14 protein-coding genes are annotated in these 14,950 nt (G+C 68.8%); 12 read left to right on the top strand and 2 right to left on the bottom strand.

What is annotated here, in order from left to right; all coding sequences use genetic code 11:
* Window positions 1-36 precede the first annotated feature (36 nt).
* Window positions 37-165: a hypothetical protein gene (locus JWS14_RS51140; protein ID WP_255315012.1), complete on the bottom strand. Its 129-nt coding sequence runs from the start codon at window positions 163-165 to the stop codon at window positions 37-39.
* A 214-nt stretch (window positions 166-379) separates the two neighbouring features.
* Here JWS14_RS51140 and mihF point away from each other — a divergent pair, with 214 nt between their 5' ends.
* The 12 genes from mihF (at window position 380) to proB (ending at window position 14,102) form a co-directional block, all read left to right on the top strand.
* Window positions 380-691: an integration host factor, actinobacterial type gene (gene mihF, locus JWS14_RS06830; RefSeq protein ID WP_005248100.1), complete on the top strand. Its 312-nt coding sequence runs from the start codon at window positions 380-382 to the stop codon at window positions 689-691.
* Between the two features lie 152 nt (window positions 692-843).
* Entirely contained in the window at window positions 844-1,311 is a 468-nt protein-coding gene (locus JWS14_RS06825; RefSeq protein ID WP_206012734.1) for an SRPBCC family protein, read from the top strand.
* 230 nt (window positions 1,312-1,541) lie between these two features.
* Window positions 1,542-1,694, top strand: a complete 153-nt coding sequence (locus JWS14_RS49980) for a hypothetical protein (protein WP_009474026.1) — start codon at window positions 1,542-1,544, stop codon at window positions 1,692-1,694.
* A 56-nt stretch (window positions 1,695-1,750) separates the two neighbouring features.
* Entirely contained in the window at window positions 1,751-4,459 is a 2,709-nt protein-coding gene (locus JWS14_RS06815; protein ID WP_206012733.1) for a valine--tRNA ligase, read from the top strand.
* Window positions 4,456-5,883: a bifunctional tetrahydrofolate synthase/dihydrofolate synthase gene (gene folC / locus JWS14_RS06810; RefSeq protein ID WP_072946568.1), complete on the top strand. Its 1,428-nt coding sequence runs from the start codon at window positions 4,456-4,458 to the stop codon at window positions 5,881-5,883. The genes JWS14_RS06815 and folC overlap by 4 nt, the downstream gene beginning before the upstream one ends.
* Complete coding sequence (locus JWS14_RS06805; RefSeq protein WP_012688270.1) at window positions 5,880-6,290, top strand: DUF4233 domain-containing protein; 411 nt, start codon at window positions 5,880-5,882, stop codon at window positions 6,288-6,290. The genes folC and JWS14_RS06805 overlap by 4 nt, the downstream gene beginning before the upstream one ends.
* A gap of 18 nt (window positions 6,291-6,308) precedes the next feature.
* Entirely contained in the window at window positions 6,309-6,728 is a 420-nt protein-coding gene (gene ndk / locus JWS14_RS06800) for a nucleoside-diphosphate kinase (RefSeq protein WP_206012732.1), read from the top strand.
* A 458-nt stretch (window positions 6,729-7,186) separates the two neighbouring features.
* A complete protein-coding gene (locus tag JWS14_RS06795; protein WP_206012731.1) occupies window positions 7,187-10,564 on the top strand; it encodes a translation initiation factor IF-2 N-terminal domain-containing protein in 3,378 nt (1,125 codons plus the stop codon).
* A 206-nt stretch (window positions 10,565-10,770) separates the two neighbouring features.
* On the top strand, window positions 10,771-11,082 hold the full coding sequence (gene rplU, locus JWS14_RS06790) for a 50S ribosomal protein L21 (RefSeq protein WP_005248081.1): 312 nt from the start codon (window positions 10,771-10,773) through the stop codon (window positions 11,080-11,082).
* 42 nt (window positions 11,083-11,124) lie between these two features.
* Window positions 11,125-11,388 (top strand): 50S ribosomal protein L27, encoded by a 264-nt coding sequence (gene rpmA, locus JWS14_RS06785; protein ID WP_012688267.1) that lies wholly within the window; start codon window positions 11,125-11,127, stop codon window positions 11,386-11,388.
* 156 nt (window positions 11,389-11,544) lie between these two features.
* Window positions 11,545-13,005, top strand: a complete 1,461-nt coding sequence (gene obgE / locus JWS14_RS06780) for a GTPase ObgE (RefSeq protein ID WP_206012730.1) — start codon at window positions 11,545-11,547, stop codon at window positions 13,003-13,005.
* Complete coding sequence (proB, locus tag JWS14_RS06775) at window positions 13,002-14,102, top strand: glutamate 5-kinase (protein ID WP_012688265.1); 1,101 nt, start codon at window positions 13,002-13,004, stop codon at window positions 14,100-14,102. The genes obgE and proB overlap by 4 nt, the downstream gene beginning before the upstream one ends.
* Window positions 14,103-14,105: 3 nt before the next feature.
* Here the strand turns inward: proB and JWS14_RS06770 are convergent, their stop codons facing one another.
* Entirely contained in the window at window positions 14,106-14,933 is an 828-nt protein-coding gene (locus JWS14_RS06770; protein ID WP_072946571.1) for an NAD-dependent protein deacetylase, read from the bottom strand.
* Between the last annotated feature and the right edge of the window lie 17 nt (window positions 14,934-14,950).

The following is a 14,950-nucleotide window of genomic DNA, read 5'->3' as shown; positions in this document are numbered from 1 at the left end:
GAGGCACGCCGGGCGACGGTCGTCGATTCCGGCGTGTCAGGCGGAGCGCTGGGTCTTCGCGGCGGGCATGATCCCGCGTTCGCCTTGCCTGCCGGCGGGGAAGGATGCGGCGCCCGTGCGTGACGGCTGCAACCGGGCTGCGCTTGCTGTGGGCAGTGCGCGCATCGCTACTTCCTTCCTCGAGTCGACGTGTGAACCGATCGGAACACGTCGAGCATGACACAGCGCACCGCCCGCGTCCTGGCAATTTTCGCGCCGTCGGACCTGTGAGCCGGGGCGTGTCGAATCGGACAGGACGCGCGACACGTCCGATGGATGCGGTGAAGTAGCGGTTCTCTCGCTACGGTGTTCGATACGTACCCCGAATGAAGGAGACACCGTGGCACTTCCCCAGCTCACTGACGAACAGCGGGCAGCAGCTCTCGAGAAGGCCGCCGCCGCTCGTAAGGCACGCGCAGAGCTCAAGGACAAGCTCAAGTCCGGTGACATCACCCTCAAGCAGGTCCTTTCCAAGGCTGATGTCGACGACATCATCGGAAAGACCAAGGTCAGCGCCATCCTGGAGGCCCTGCCGAAGATCGGCAAGGTCAAGGCCCAGGAGATCATGGCCAACCTGGAGATCGCGCCCACCCGCCGCCTCCGTGGCCTCGGTGACCGTCAGCGCGACGCCCTGCTGGCGCACTTCAGCTGACACGTTTCCCGGGTGCCCGCCCCACGCCGTCCGGCGTCGGGGTGGGCACCCGGATGCGTCTCCCCTCATTGTTCCGATCGAGTGCAACCTGAGGGTTGCGCAAGGAACCGCCGATGTGCAACCGTGGGGTCGCACATCGGCGAGAGGTGAGGATGATCATGAGCGTTGCGGATACGTCCCAGGACAGGATCGAGCGCGAGATCCAGATCGACGCCCCCATCGAGCGGGTGTTCCGGCTGGTGAGTGAACCCGGCTGGTTCATCGGCGACGGAGATCCCGGCAAGACCACCACCACACGCGAAGGCGACGTCTTCGTCGTGGATTTCCCCCCGTACGGACGCTTCCCGATTCTTCCCGTCAAGTCCGACGCACCCCACTACGTCTCGTTCCGCGGCGGAGACGATCCCGCGCGGCCCCTCGTGGAGGGCACGTCCACCCTGGTCGAATTCTTCCTGTCCGAGCGGGACGGTGGCACCCTCCTGCGCGTCGTCGAGTCCGGATTCGCTGCCCTGTACCCGAGCGCCGAGCGTCGCGCGTCCGCTATCGAGGGCAATGTCGAAGGCTGGGAGATTCAACTCGCGTTCGCCAAGCGGGACGCCGAAAGCGGCCGGGGCGAATAGCGCGGCAGCTGATGTGTCGACCTCGCTGACCACAGTCGGGGGTTGCGGTCAGCGAGGTCGGTGTCCCGCCGGTTCCGGCAGGCACGCCCGGATAGTCGTCGGGTCAGCGCATTTCGTTACCACCGGCGCGCCGTCGCCGTGTCGCCGCCGATCGGCGGGGGTTTCGATGCATACTCGACATTCTCGAGTGGTTGCCGCATCGGATGCGGCAGACGAACCGGAGGAATCCCTTGAACGACCACCACGTGCAGCTCTTCTCCGAGCTGCACAGCACCGCAGGATCCCAGGCAGGCGGAGAAGACGCCGGCGAGGCGCTACGTCCCGTCGACCCGGAACACCGCACCGCCACCGAAGTGCACCGCGCGCTGTTCAGCGACCAGTAGCGGGGCCGCACGGTAGCCCCGTCGTGGGTCGTCCGCGCGTTCATTAGACTCGACGGGTGACCAGTGCAGCTCCAGAAAATCCCCAGAACCGTGCCGATGCCCTCCCGAAGAGCTGGGACCCCAGTTCCGTTGAGGACGATCTGTATCAGGGCTGGGTAGACGCCGGTTACTTCCGTGCGGACCCCGACAGCGAGAAGCCGGGGTACTCCATCGTTCTGCCGCCGCCCAACGTGACCGGCAGCCTGCACATGGGTCACGCTCTCGACCACACGTTGATGGACGCGTTGAGCCGACGCAAGCGGATGCAGGGCTACGAGGTGCTGTGGCTGCCGGGCATGGACCACGCGGGCATCGCGACGCAGACCGTGGTCGAGAAGCAGCTCGCCGTCGACGGCAAGACGAAGGAAGACTTCGGCCGCGAACTGTTCATCGACAAGGTCTGGGACTGGAAGCGGGAGTCCGGTGGCACCATCGGCGGCCAGATGCGCCGCATCGGTGACAGCGTCGACTGGAGCCGCGACCGCTTCACCATGGACGACGGGCTCTCCCGCGCCGTCCAGACCATCTTCAAGCGCATGTACGACGACGGTCTGATCTACCGGGCCGAGCGACTCGTCAACTGGTCGCCCGTGCTGCAGACAGCGATCTCCGACATCGAGGTGAAGTTCGAGGACGTCGAGGGTGAGCTGGTCTCCCTGCGGTACGGCTCCCTGAACGACGACGAACCGCACGTCGTGGTCGCCACCACCCGTGTCGAGACGATGCTCGGCGACACCGCCGTCGCCGTCCACCCCGACGACGAGCGCTACAAGTATCTGATCGGGACGACGCTCGAGCATCCCTTCACCGGCCGCGACATCCCGATCATCGCGGACGAGTACGTCGACCCCGAATTCGGCACCGGCGCCGTCAAGATCACTCCGGCGCACGACCCCAACGACTTCGAGATGGGCCTGCGGCACAACCTGCCGATGCCGACCATCATGGACAAGACCGGCACGATCGCCGACACGGGAACGCAGTTCGACGGTCTCGACCGCTTCGAGGCGCGGGTCAAGGTGCGGGAGGCGCTCGCCGAGCAGGGCCGTGTGGTCGCGGAGAAGCGGCCCTACCTGCACAGCGTCGGGCATTCCGAGCGCACCGGCGAGTCCATCGAGCCGCGCCTGTCGCTGCAGTGGTGGGTGAAGGTCGAGTCCCTCGCGAAGGCGGCGGGTGACGCGGTCCGCAACGGTGACACCGTCATTCACCCCGCGAGTCAGGAACCGCGATGGTTCGCCTGGGTCGACGACATGCACGACTGGTGCATCTCGCGGCAGCTGTGGTGGGGTCACCGGATCCCGATCTGGTACGGCCCCGACGGCGAGGTCGCGTGCTTCGGACCGGACGAGACCGCGCCCGAGGGCTGGGTGCAGGACCCCGATGTCCTCGACACCTGGTTCTCCTCCGGGCTGTGGCCGTTCTCGACCATGGGCTGGCCCGAGAAGACGCCCGAGCTCGAGAAGTTCTATCCCACAAGTGTTCTCGTCACCGGTTACGACATCCTGTTCTTCTGGGTGGCGCGGATGATGATGTTCGGCACGTACGTGTCGGAGGACGACGCGATTGCCGGGCGGGGCGAGCGAAGCGACGGGGTGTTCAGCGAAGGCAAGTCCGGACCGCAGATGCCGTTCGAGGACGTGTTCCTGCACGGCCTCGTCCGCGACCAGTTCGGCAAGAAGATGTCGAAGTCGCGGGGCAACGGCATCGACCCCCTCGACTGGGTCGACCGCTTCGGCGCCGATGCGCTCCGCTTCACGCTGGCCCGCGGCGCCAACCCCGGCAGCGACCTGTCCGTCGGCGAGGACCACGCACAGTCGTCCCGGAACTTCGCGACCAAGCTGTTCAACGCGACCAAGTTCGCCCTCATGAACGGGGCCGCACCCGCGCCGCTGCCCGCCCGCGGCGAACTGACCGACGCGGACCGGTGGATCCTCGACCGACTCGACCAGGTGCGCGGCGACGTCGACACCGCGTTCGACCGGTACGAGTTCAGCAAGGCGTGCGAGGCGCTGTTCCACTTCGCGTGGGACGAGGTCTGCGACTGGTACCTCGAGTTGGCCAAGGTGCAGTTCGCCGAGAACGACACGGTCGGGGCGAACACGAGGGCAGTGCTCGGTAACGTCCTCGACGCGCTGCTGCGCCTGCTCCACCCGGTCATCCCGTTCGTCACGGAGACCCTGTGGAAGGCGCTCACCGGTAGCGAGTCCGTCGTCGTGGCGCAGTGGCCGCAGGCAGCGGAGGACGCCGCGGATGTGGTTGCGGCGCAGCGTGTCGAGGACATGCAGCGACTGGTGACCGAGGTGCGCCGGTTCCGCAGCGATCAGGGTCTCAAGCCGTCGCAGCGGGTGCCCGCCCGGATCAGCGGGATCGCCGAGGCCGATCTGAACACGCAGCTCGCCGCGGTCACGTCGCTGGCCCGGCTGACGGACCCGGAGGACGGGTTCGCCGCGTCGGCGTCGGTGGAGGTGCGCCTGAGCAAGGCGACCGTCACCGTGGACCTCGACACGTCCGGCAACGTCGACCTCGGCGCCGAGAAGGCGCGGCTGGAGAAGGACCTCGCGGCCGCGCAGAAGGAACTCGCGGGAACCACCGCGAAACTCTCCAACGAGGCGTTCCTGGCCAAGGCTCCCGACGCCGTCAAGGACAAGATCCGGACGCGTCAGCAGATCGCGACAGAAGAAATCGAACGCATCACCAAGCGATTGAAGGAGCTGGAAGGCGCGTGACCTCGCCCGACTTTACGCCGGAGGAAGTCAGCCCCGTCGACCTCGCGGAGTTGACGCTGGTCGAGGCCGAACTCGACAAGCGGTGGCCCGAGACGAAGATCGAGCCGTCGCTGAGCCGAATCGCGGCGTTGATGGACATCCTCGGGTCACCGCAGCACGGGTACCCGGCGATCCACGTCACCGGCACCAACGGCAAGACGTCGGTGACGCGGATGGTCGACGCACTGCTCACCGCGTTGAACCGGCGCACGGGCCGCACCACCAGCCCGCACCTGCAGCTCGCCACCGAGCGGATCAGCATCGACGGGCGCCCGGTGTCGCCGCGCCGCTACGTCGACACGTACCGGGAGATCGAACCGTACGTGCAGATGATCGACCAGCAGTCGCAGGCGGCGGGTGGCCCGGCGATGAGCAAGTTCGAGGTGCTCACCGCGATGGCGTACGCCGCGTTCGCGGAGGCGCCCGTCGACGTCGCCGTCGTCGAGGTGGGCCTCGGCGGGCGTTGGGACGCAACCAATGTCATCGACGGGCAGATCGCGGTGATCACCCCGATCAGCCTCGACCACGCGGAGTATCTCGGCGACGACCTCGCCGGGATCGCGCAGGAGAAGGCCGGCATCATCAAGAAGGGTCGCGAGGACGCGCTCGTGCCCCGCGACACGGTCGCCATCCTCGCCGAACAGACGCCGGAAGTGATGGACGTGCTGCTCCGCCGTGCCGTCGAGGTGGATGCCGCGGTCGCGCGGGAGGGCTCCGAATTCACGGTGCTCGCCCGGCAGATCGCCGTCGGCGGCCAGCAGCTCGAACTGCAGGGCCTCGGCGGGGTCTACACCGACATCTTCCTGCCCCTGCACGGGGAGCACCAGGCGCGTAACGCGTCCCTCGCGCTCGCGGCGGTCGAGGCGTTCTTCGGTGCAGGCCCGGAACGGCAGCTCGACCAGGACGCGATCCGGGAGGGGTTCGCCTCGGTCGTCAATCCCGGCAGGCTCGAACGCGTGCGCAGCGCACCGACCGTCTTCCTCGACGCCGCGCACAATCCGGACGGCGCCCGTGCGCTCGCCGCCGCGCTGACCGCCGAATTCGACTTCCGCAAGCTCGTCGGCGTCGTCAGCGTGATGGGGGACAAGGACGTCGACGGCATTCTGTCGGCGCTGGAACCGGTGTTCGACGAGCTCGTGGTGACCCACAACGGTTCGGCGCGGGCGATGGACGTCGAGGATCTCGCCAATCTCGCGGTCGCAAAGTTCGGCGACGAACGGGTCGTGGTGGCGCCGACCCTCGCGGACGCGCTGGAAACGGCCATCGGACTGGCCGAGGAGGTCGCCGAGCCCGGTGAGGCAGTATCGGGGGCGGGCGTCGTGGTCACCGGATCCGTGGTGACCGCCGGTGCGGCCCGCACCCTCTTCGGAAAGGACCCAGCGTGAGCGAGCAGGACCCCCGTGCTTCGGAACCGGAGTTCGGCCCGCCGACCAAGGACCCGTGGAAGGGCTTCCGCGGCGTGGTCGCGGGATCGCTGATCCTGGAAGCGATCGTGGTGCTTCTCGCCCTGCCGGTCGTCGCGACGGTCGGCGGCGGACTCACCTGGTGGTCCGGGACGTACCTGGTGGGGCTCGCGGTGCTCATGATCCTCGGGGCCGGCCTGCAGGGCCGCCCCTGGGCGATGAAGTACAACCTGTTGTTGCAGGTGGGGCTCCTGCTCGGTTTCTTCGTCCACGTGTCGATCGGTTCGGTCGGGGTGGTCTTCGCCATCCTGTGGGGCTACCTCCTCTACTTCCGCCGGAATGTGCGTCAGCGAATGGAGCGGGGCCTGCTGCCGGGGCAGCGCGGCTGACCATTTAGGCTGTGCGCCGTGACTGAGCGCACCCTTGTACTGATCAAGCCCGATGCCGTTGCCCGCGGATATGTAGGAGAAATCCTCGGTCGTATCGAGCGGAAGGGTCTGACGATCTCCGCGCTCGAGCTGCGCACCGCTCCCGGCGACATCGCCGCCGCCCACTACGCCGAGCACGAAGGCCGCCCGTTCTACCCCGGCCTGCTGGAATTCATCACGGGCGGCCCGCTCGTCGCGGCAGTCCTCGAAGGTCCCCGGGCGATCGCGGCGTTCCGGCAGCTCGCCGGCGGCACCGACCCGGTCGAGAAGGCTGTTCCGGGCACGATTCGCGGTGATTTCGGGCTCGAAGCCCAGGAGAACCTCGTCCACGGCTCCGACTCGGTCGAGTCCGCCGAGCGCGAGATCGCCCTCTGGTTCCCCCAGCTCGCCGCCAGCTGACCCACCCTCTCCACCCACCCCTCGATCCACCGACCTGCCCTCCGGGCCGGCGGCGCCATCGCGAACGGAACATGTTCCAGAACGATACGTGCGCCGCTGGCACGGACCGCGGCACACGTGTGGGATACTGAGGGTGGTCGGACCGCAATTTGTGCACCACGTGGCTTCGACCGGATGACACCACGGCTCGATGCCCTTCATCGCTGCCCCTACGTCAACAGGAAATACCTGGGCGTATCGGCACGCTGGATGATCAGGCGCTCGCACCGCGGACCACGGCCATCCGCAAGGCACTACATGGGTGTGCAGTGAAAACGGACACTGCACGCGCTGTGTGGAGCGAGACCAGACAATCTCGCGCTCACATCTGGGGCGCGAGTACACATACTGCGCCCTCGCGTGGCCGCGTGACATTCCCAGACAGGGGAGTGGACGCGCCCGGGGGCTGAGGAGACTACGTGGCCGATCAAGCGCCGCCCACAAATTCAGAGCCGAACGATACGGCCACCGCCGGGAGCGCGGTTCCCGCTCTTCCGGAGAAGATTCGCGTTCACGCCCTCGCGAAGTTGCTGGGCGTGACGAGCAAGCAGGTTCTCGCCGAGGCCGCGGCCCTCGGATTGGAACTGCGCAGTGCGCAGTCGAGCCTGCAACGCGACATCGCCGAGCGGGTATACGCCGGATTCACCGCTGCGGAGACCACTCCTGCCGAGGCGCCCGCCGAGGTTGCACCGGAAGCGGCGGCCCCGGCTGCGGAGGCCGTCGTCGAGGTGGCTCCGGAACCGGTTGCGGACGTCGAGGGAGCGGTCGCCGAGAAGGCTGCCGAGGCCGAGAAGGCTGCCGAGGCCGAGCAGCCGGAGGCACCGGAGGCTCCCGCCGAGGAAGCCCCGGCCCAGGAAAGCCCGGAACCCGTCGCCGAGGAGGCCGCGGTTTCCGAACCCGACCTCGGGCACGACCTGTTCACCACCGCCGCCTACCAGGCCGAGGCGCCCGCTGCCGAGGAGCCCGCCGAGACTCCCGCCGTTTCTCAGGTCCCGCTCTTCCTGCAGCCCGACCTCGCGGCGGTCGAGACGCCGCCGCGTCGCCGGCGCAGTCGCCGGGACGCCGGGACGCCCGAACCCACCACCGAGCAGCCGCCCGTCGCCGAGTCGCGCGAGGATGTCGCCGAGCCCGCGAAAACCACGGACACCGGAACCGCCGACACCGAATCGGACGAGTCCGACGTCGACGGCGATCAGCCGCGTCGTCGTCGACGTGGCCGTCGCGGCCGCGGCCGCGGCCGGGGCGAGCAGCCGAACGAACAGGACACCGATACCGACACCGAGGGTGCCGAGGCCGAGGAGTCCGCGGGCGAGGACAAGGGCCGCGAAGACACGGGCACGGAGAAGGGCGCGGAGACACCGAGCCGGGTGCCCGAGGAGGAGCCGAAGAAGGAGTCCGAGGAGAAGCCCGCGGACGTCGAGCAGGCGGAAGCGGAGTCCGGGGACGAAGAGACCGGTGAGGGTGACTCCGACGGTTCGAGCCGTCGCCGCCGCCGTCGTCGCCGTCGCAAGTCCGGTGGCGAGGGGTCGGGAGACGCCACGTCCGAGGACGATCCGCCGAACACCGTCGTGCACGAGCGTGAGCCTCGCAACAAGAGCCGCTCGAAGGACGAGGTCCAGGGGATCACCGGTTCGACGCGGCTCGAAGCGAAGCGTCAGCGTCGCCGCGACGGCCGCGATGCCGGCCGCCGCCGTCCGCCGATCCTCACGGAATCGGAGTTCCTGGCACGCCGCGAGGCCGTCGACCGTGTCATGGTCGTGCGCGACCGCGTCGCCACCGGGCAACCGCACGCGACGACGCAGGTCGCCGTGCTCGAAGACGGTGTCCTCGTCGAACACTTCGTGACCACGTCGGCGTCGGCCTCGATGGTCGGCAACGTGTACCTCGGGCGCGTCCAGAACGTGCTGCCCAGCATGGAAGCGGCGTTCATCGACATCGGCCGCGGCCGCAACGGCGTGCTGTACGCCGGTGAGGTCAACTGGGAGGCCGCCGGGCTCGGTGGCAACTCCCGCAAGATCGAGCAGGCGCTCAAGCCCGGCGACCAGGTGCTGGTCCAGGTCAGCAAGGACCCGGTCGGGCACAAGGGTGCGCGGTTGACCACGCAGATCAGCCTCGCGGGCCGGTTCCTCGTCTACGTGCCCGGCGGCACGTCCACCGGGATCAGCCGCAAGCTGCCCGACACGGAACGCAAGCGCCTCAAGGACATCCTGCGCGACATCGTGCCCTCGGACGCCGGAGTCATCATCCGGACCGCGTCGGAGGGTGTGAGCGAGGAGGAACTGGCCCGCGACGTGACGCGCCTGCAGGAGCAGTGGGCCGGGATCGAGGCTCAGGCCGCGAAGGCGGAATCCGGCAAGTCCGGCAACCCGCAGGCCCTCTACGAGGAGCCCGATCTCCTCGTGAAGGTCATCCGCGACCTGTTCAACGAGGACTTCTCGAAGCTCGTGATCGAGGGCGAGAAGGCCTGGTCAACGGTCGAGTCGTACATCAAGTCCGTCGCGCCCGACCTCATGCCGAGGCTCGCGCAGCACACGTCGGACAACGGCGTCGACGTCTTCGAGGCGCACCGCATCGACGAGCAGCTGGCGAAGGCGCTCGACCGCAAGGTCTGGTTGCCGTCCGGTGGCACGCTCGTGATCGACCGCACCGAGGCCATGACCGTGGTCGATGTCAATACCGGCAAGTTCACCGGTGCCGGCGGAAACCTCGAGGAGACCGTCACCCGGAACAACCTCGAGGCTGCCGAGGAGATCGTCCGGCAGATGCGCCTGCGGGACATCGGCGGCATGATCGTCGTCGACTTCATCGACATGGTGCTCGAGTCGAACCGCGACCTGGTGCTGCGACGTCTGACCGAGGCCCTGGGCCGCGATCGCACCCGCCACCAGGTGTCCGAGGTGACGTCGCTCGGGCTCGTGCAGATGACCCGGAAGAAGCTGGGCACCGGTCTGGTCGAGGCGTTCTCCACGACGTGTGAGCACTGCCACGGCCGCGGCATCATCGTCCATGCCGAGCCGATCGAGGTGAAGACGTCCGAGGACACCGGTGCACGCGGGTCTTCCCGCGGCGGCGACGCCGGCGGTTCCCGCAAGAAGCGGGGACGCGACAAGTCGTCCGGCGGGGACACTCCGCAGGCTCCCGTGCACGAGGAGGCCCCGACGGTGGATGCCACCGTGAAGCGGGCCCACCCGGTCGCTCTCGCGATGGCACACCACCATCACGAGGAGGAGGAGGCCGCGCACAAGGCGGAGGCTGCGGCCGCGGACAAGGCGGAGCTGCCCGGGATCGAGGAGGCCGTGGCCGAGGCGCCCGCAGCGGTGGCTGCGGAAGCCGTCGTGGCACCCGAGGCCGAGGTAGCCGTCGTCGAAGAGGCTGTCGTCGAGGAAGCCGTGGAAGCTGCGGCCGAGGCGCCCGTCGTCGAAGCGGCACCGGCCGAAGCGGCTCCGGTCGCCGAGACCCCGGAACCCGTCGTGGAGCGCGCACCCGAACCCGCACCGGAACCCGAGCCCGCACCGGAGCCGGTGGCCCCGACGCGGCGCAGGAGTCGCCGGGTGTCGAGGGCAGCGGCAGCGCCGGTGTCCGAAACCCCGAGTGCCGGGACCGTGTTCGTGATTCCGACGCCGGAGCCCGGCGCGGAGCACGTACCGGAACCGGAGCCGGCCATGTCGGCTTCGACCGTGAGCGGACCGGCGGCGTCCTCGTCGGACGGCGCGGATCCGCAGGCAGCGCCGCGCAAGCCGCGGCGTCGACGGGCCGCGGCACGTCCGGCAGGCCCGCCGGTCGACGCCGACCACTGACGAGGGAACGCGGGAAGGCAATCGACGCCGGTTTGTACGGAACGGTTGCCTTCCTGTAACCTTGACCAGTCGCTACTCGGCGATGAAGGTCAGCTGTGCCCTCACCTGTGAAGGCTGCGCGATCTCGACCGAGCTAGCCGTCACACCAGACCAGTCGCGCACACTGTGGCGCGAGCAAGTTCGAAGAAGCAAGGGGTAGCCCTCCGATGGCAACGTACGCGATCGTCAAGACCGGCGGAAAGCAGTACAAGGTCGCTGTTGGTGACCTCGTCAAGGTCGAGAAGATCGAGGGTGAGCCCGGCACTGCTGTCTCGCTTGCTCCCGTTCTCGTCGTCGACGGATCCGATCTGACGACCGACGCCGACAAGCTGGCCAAGATCTCGGTCACGGGTGAGGTCGTCGAGCACACCAAGGGCCCGAAGATCCGGATCCACAAGTTCAAGAACAAGACCGGCTACCACAAGCGTCAGGGCCACAGGCAGAAGCTGACGGTCCTCAAGGTCACCGGCATCAAGTAGCTAGAGCTTCAGAGCTGATTTCACCCGAGGAGGGTCAAGAACATGGCACATAAGAAGGGTGCATCCAGCTCCCGTAACGGTCGCGATTCAAATGCTCAGCGACTCGGCGTGAAGCGTTTCGGCGGCCAGTCCGTCAGCGCCGGCGAGATCCTGGTGCGTCAGCGCGGAACCCACTTCCACCCCGGCGTCAACGTCGGTCGTGGCGGCGACGACACGCTGTTCGCTCTCTCCGCCGGTGCCGTCGAGTTCGGCACCAAGCGTGGACGCAAGACCGTGAACATCGTTCCGGCGGCGGCAGAGGTCTAGTCCTGCCGCGAGTATGCATCGTCCCGTGAGGGACGTTTCAAGCTCCCAATAGGGGCGGACCTGGGTCGAGATACCCGGTCCGCCCCTATTGTTCGTTTCAGAGATCAACACAGTTTCAGAGATCAACACAATTGACTGAGGAAGGATCCGGCAGTCATGTCCCGATTCATTGACCGCGTCGTGCTGCACGTCAGCGCCGGAAAAGGCGGCAATGGCTGCGCCTCCGTACACCGGGAGAAGTTCAAACCGCTCGGTGGCCCGGACGGCGGCAACGGCGGGCGTGGCGGTGACGTCGTGCTCGAGGTGGACGGCAACGTCCACACCCTTCTCGACTTCCATTTCCACCCCCACGCGAAGGCCACCAACGGCAAGCAGGGGATGGGAAGCAACCGCGACGGCGCCCAGGGCGACGACCTGATCCTGAAGGTCCCCGACGGCACCGTCGTCCTCGACAAGGACGGCCGGATCCTCGCCGACCTCATCGGTGTCGGCACCCGCTTCGAGGCCGCCCAGGGCGGCCGCGGCGGGCTCGGCAACGCAGCCCTCTCGTCCAAAGCACGCAAGGCGCCGGGCTTCGCACTCCTCGGAGAGGAGGGCGTCGAGCGGGAACTGGTCCTCGAACTGAAGTCCGTCGCCGATGTCGGGCTGGTCGGATTCCCGTCGGCGGGCAAGTCCTCGCTGGTGTCCGTGCTGTCGGCGGCGAAGCCGAAGATCGCCGACTACCCGTTCACGACCCTGGTGCCGAACCTCGGCGTGGTGTCGAGCGGCGACACCACGTTCACGGTGGCCGACGTGCCCGGGCTGATCCCCGGCGCGAGCGACGGCCGCGGACTCGGGCTGGACTTCCTGCGCCACCTCGAGCGGTGCGCCGTGCTGGCCCACGTCGTCGACTGCGCGACCCTCGACCCCGGCCGCGACCCGATCTCCGACATCGACGCGCTCGAGGCCGAACTCGCCGCGTACAAGGGCGCGCTGTCCGGGGACACCGGCCTCGGTGACCTCGCGGACCGCCCCCGCATCGTGATCCTGAACAAGGCGGACGTGCCGGAGGCGGCCGAGCTGGCCGACATGGTGACCCCCGACCTCGAGGCCCGCGGATGGCCGATCTTCACGATCTCGGCCGTCAGCCGAGAAGGGTTGCGCCCGTTGACGTTCGCGCTGGCGAAGCTGGTCGCGGACTACCGGGAGGCGCACCCGAAGGCCGAGCCGAAGCGGCAGGTGATCCGCCCGGTGATCGCGAACGAGAACAGCTTCAGCGTCATCGCCGATCCCGAGATCCCCGGTGGGTTCATCGTCCGCGGCACGCGCCCGGAGCGCTGGGTGCGGCAGACGCAGTTCGACAACGACGAGGCCGTGGGCTACCTCGCCGACCGCCTCGCGCGGCTCGGTGTGGAAACCGAACTCGTCAAGCAGGGGGCGGAGCCCGGCGCGTCCGTGACGATCGGCAACGTGAGCTTCGACTGGGAGCCCCAGACACCCGCCGGCGTCGACCTCACCCGGACCGGCCGCGGCACCGACCCGCGTCTGGATCAGGTGGAGCGCATCGGCGCGACCGAGCGTAAGCACGCATCCAGGGTCCGTCGCGGTCTCGAAGGCCTCGACCCCGAAGACCAGTGAGCGCCACCCGGCGCACGGTCGCGTCGGCGGGCAGCATCGTCGTGAAGATCGGCTCGTCGGCGCTGACCAGTCTGGTCGGCGGGCTCGACGTCGGTCGGCTCGACGCGCTGGCCGACGCGATCGAGGCACGGATGCGTGCCGGTTCCGACGTGGTCGTCGTGTCGTCCGGGGCGGTGGGCGCGGGTCTGGCCCCGTTGGGGCTGACCAAGCGGCCGCGGGACCTGGCGACGAAGCAGGCCGCCGCGAGCGTCGGCCAACTGGCGTTGGCCCACGCCTGGGGTACCTCGTTCGCCCGGTACGGGCGCACGGTGGGACAGGTGCTGCTGACGGCGGACGACATCGCCCGCCGCGCACAGCACCGCAACGCGCAGCGCACCCTCGACCGCCTGCGCGCCCTGCACGCGGTCGCGATCGTCAACGAGAACGACACCGTCGCCACCGCGGAGCTGCGATTCGGCGACAACGACCGGCTCGCGGCACTCGTCGCGCACCTGGTCGGCGCGGACGCACTCGTGTTGCTGTCGGATGTCGACGGGCTGTACGACGGCGACCCCCGCAAGGGCAATGCGACGCTGATTCCCGAGGTGAACAGCCCCGAGGATCTGGACGGGGTGGTCGCCGGCTCGGGCGGCGCCCTCGGCACCGGCGGGATGGCGTCCAAGCTGTCCGCGGCGCGCCTCGCGGCCGATGCCGGTGTTCCGGTGCTGCTCGCCGCCGCCTCGGACGCCGGGGCGGCGCTGCGGGACGCCAGTGTGGGGACCGCGTTCGCGGCCCGGCCGTCCCGGTTGTCGGCGCGCAAGTTCTGGGTGCGGCACGCCGCGGACGAGCAGGGGATCCTGCACATCGACGAGGGCGCCGTCCGGGCCGTCGTCACCCGGCGCCGGTCGCTGCTGCCCGCGGGCATCACGGCGGTGTCGGGACGGTTCTACGGCGGCGACGTCGTGTCACTCCTCGGCCCCGAGGAACGTCCCGTGGCCAGGGGAGTGGTGGCCTACGACTCGGCCGAGATCAGCGACATCCTCGGCAAGTCGACCCAGGAACTGCCTGCCGAAATGCAGCGCCCCGTGGTCCACGCCGACGACCTGGTGCCGCTCTAGAGGTCAGGCGGGCAGCGCGGACGACGCGTCGAGCAGCGCGGTGAGGGCTTCCGAGCAGCCGGCGTGCACGGTGAGTGTCGCGAACTCGTCGCCGCGCGTCGCTCCCCGGTTGACGATCGCGATGGGGATTCCGCGTTTGGCGGCGCGCCGGACGAAGCGCAGTCCCGACATGACGGTGAGCGAAGACCCGGCCACCAGCAGTGCCTCGGCCTCGTCGACCACGTCGTAGGCGGCCGCGACCCGCGGTTTCGGGACGGACTCGCCGAAGTACACGATGTCGGGTTTGAGCATGCCTCCGCACGCCTCGCAGTCGACCATCCGGAAATGCTCGGTGCTGGTGACGACCGCGTCGGCGTCCGGTGCGATCTCCACTCCCTGTGCGGCGGCGACGGTTTCGGCGAATCCCGGGTTCGCGCGCTCGAGCCGGTCGGCGAGCGTCGCCCGCGAGATCAGTGCGTTGCACGTCAGGCACCGGACCTGGGCGTACGTGCCGTGCAGGTCGATCACCCGGCGACTTCCGGCCTTCGTGTGCAGTAGGTCGACGTTCTGGGTGACGACCGCGCTCGCGACCCCGGCCCGTTCGAGCCCGGCGAGGGCGCGGTGGCCGGAGTTGGGCCGGGCGGCGTCCATGTGCCGCCACCCGAGGTGGTTCCGTGCCCAGTAGTGGCGGCGGAATTCGGGGTCACCGGTGAACTGCTGATACGTCATGGGGTTGCGCGGGGGTGAATCCGGACCGCGGTAATCGGGGATCCCGGAGTCCGTCGAGATGCCGGCGCCGGTGATCACACACAGGCGCCGGCCCCCGAGTACGTCGATCAGTGGGGCGAACACGCACTCCAGAATAGCGC

The sequence above is a fragment of the Rhodococcus koreensis genome, assembly GCF_017068375.1.
Lineage (GTDB): Bacteria > Actinomycetota > Actinomycetes > Mycobacteriales > Mycobacteriaceae > Rhodococcus_F > Rhodococcus_F koreensis.
Note: the sequence above shows the minus strand (reverse complement) of the source record. Positions and strands in the feature narration are given on the sequence as shown.

Excerpts from the sequence above, each read along its gene's own strand:
- rpmA (WP_012688267.1), top strand. The coding sequence starts at position 11,125 with ATGGCACATAAGAAGGGTGCATCCAGCTCCCGTAACGGTCGCGATTCA.
- rplU (WP_005248081.1), top strand. The coding sequence starts at position 10,771 with ATGGCAACGTACGCGATCGTCAAGACCGGCGGAAAGCAGTACAAGGTC.
- obgE (WP_206012730.1), top strand. The coding sequence starts at position 11,545 with ATGTCCCGATTCATTGACCGCGTCGTGCTGCACGTCAGCGCCGGAAAA.
- JWS14_RS51140 (WP_255315012.1), bottom strand. The coding sequence starts at position 165 with ATGCGCGCACTGCCCACAGCAAGCGCAGCCCGGTTGCAGCCGTCACGC.
- JWS14_RS06825 (WP_206012734.1), top strand. The coding sequence starts at position 844 with ATGATCATGAGCGTTGCGGATACGTCCCAGGACAGGATCGAGCGCGAG.